This is a genomic window from Amycolatopsis sp. SID8362 (assembly GCF_010550475.1).
GTDB lineage: Bacteria > Actinomycetota > Actinomycetes > Mycobacteriales > Pseudonocardiaceae > Amycolatopsis > Amycolatopsis eburnea.
Genome location: NZ_JAAGNB010001689.1, coordinates 1 through 1,382 on the forward strand (window position 1 = coordinate 1; position 1,382 = coordinate 1,382).

Sequence of the window (1,382 nt, forward strand, 5' to 3'; positions counted from 1 at the left end):
ACGCCGGGCCACGGCCTGCGGGGCATGGGCGAACGCGCCGCGGCGCTCGGCGGCCGGTGCACCGCCGGGCCGGTCGACGGCGGTTTCGAAGTGTGCGTCGAGCTACCGATCGAGGGGGAAGCATGATCCGCGTCCTGCTGGCCGACGACCAGGTCCTGGTCCGCGCCGGGTTCCGCGTGCTGCTGGAGACCGAGGACGGCTTCGAGGTGTGCGGCGAGGCGGGCGACGGCGACCAGGCCGTCGCACTCGCCGTCGAGCACCACCCGGACATCGTCGTGATGGACGTCCGGATGCCCGGCGTAGACGGTCTCGAAGCGACCCGCCGGATCACCGCGAACCCCGACCTCGCCGGGACGAAAGTGCTGGTCCTGACCACGTTCGACGTCGACGAGTACGTCTACGAAGCCCTGCGCGCGGGCGCGAGCGGGTTCCTGCTGAAGGACACCGAGCCGGTCGAGCTGCTGCGCGCGCTGCGGGTGGTCGCGAGCGGCGAGGCGCTGCTGGCGCCGACGGTCACGCGCCGGCTGATCCAGGAGTTCGTCGGCCGCCCGGAGAACCGGCGCGTCGACACCAGCGCCGTCCGCGAGATCACCGACCGCGAACGCGAGGTCCTCGCGCTCGTCGCGGGCGGCATGTCGAACGACGAAATCGCCGCTCACCTGGTGATCTCGACGGCCACGGCCCGCACCCACGTCAGCCGCATCATGACGAAGATCGGCGCGCGGGACCGGGCCCAGCTGGTGGTGCTGGCCTACGAGTCCGGCCTGGTCAGCCCACGCCGGCCCGCTTGACCGTTCGGGTCGGTCTCAGTTGTTCGTGCGCTCCGTCGGCGGCGCCTTCTGGACCTGCGCGGTCAGCAGCGTCTTGAACGAGTTGAGCGTCGCGTCCTTGGACGGGCCGAACGAGTCGATGATGATCACGCGGTTGTAGAGCACGTAGACCGCGCGGTAGACTTGCTGGTTCGCGTCCGCCGCCGAGAACACCTGGACGCCGTGCAGCGACAGGTTGCGGTTGACGGTCAGGCCGCCTTCCTGCTCCGCGTTGCCGTACTCGGCGGCCACCGCGGAGGCGGCCTGCGCGTTCGGCAGCTCCAGCGCGAACAGGCCCAGCGTGACGTCGCCGTCCTTGGTCGTCTTGAGCAGGCCTTCGGTCATGCCGCTCTGCTTGGCCTTCTCGATGACCGTGGTCGGCAGGTACTTGGCCGACTGCAGCTTGTCGAGGTCGAACTCGCCACCGCCGGCGCGGGTGGTGCCCGCCGGGGTGACCAGCGCGGCGGAGTTGTCGGCGGGCTCCGGCTTGGCCGCGGGCGGCTCCGGGAGCGGCTTGACGGTCGGCGCGGGCGGCGGCTGCGGCTGGCTCGAGCTCTGCGCGACCGGCGGGGT

1 protein-coding gene and 2 pseudogenes are annotated in these 1,382 nt (G+C 71.7%); 2 read left to right on the forward strand and 1 reads right to left on the reverse strand.

The window, feature by feature from the left end; all coding sequences use genetic code 11:
• Nucleotides 1–126 (forward strand): annotated as a pseudogene (locus G3I65_RS58055) (sensor histidine kinase); the annotation flags it as partial.
• On the forward strand, nucleotides 123–791 hold the full coding sequence (locus tag G3I65_RS51935) for a response regulator transcription factor (RefSeq protein WP_160703434.1): 669 nt from the start codon (nucleotides 123–125) through the stop codon (nucleotides 789–791). The pseudogene G3I65_RS58055 and the gene G3I65_RS51935, both read left to right, overlap by 4 nt.
• Nucleotides 792–806: 15 nt before the next feature.
• Here the strand turns inward: G3I65_RS51935 and G3I65_RS51940 are convergent.
• Nucleotides 807–1,382: pseudogene (locus G3I65_RS51940) on the reverse strand (DUF1707 domain-containing protein); the annotation flags it as partial.

What these genes read in the sequence shown, in the direction of transcription:
- G3I65_RS51935 (WP_160703434.1), top strand. Translation starts at nt 123, where the DNA reads ATGATCCGCGTCCTGCTGGCCGACGACCAGGTCCTGGTCCGCGCCGGG.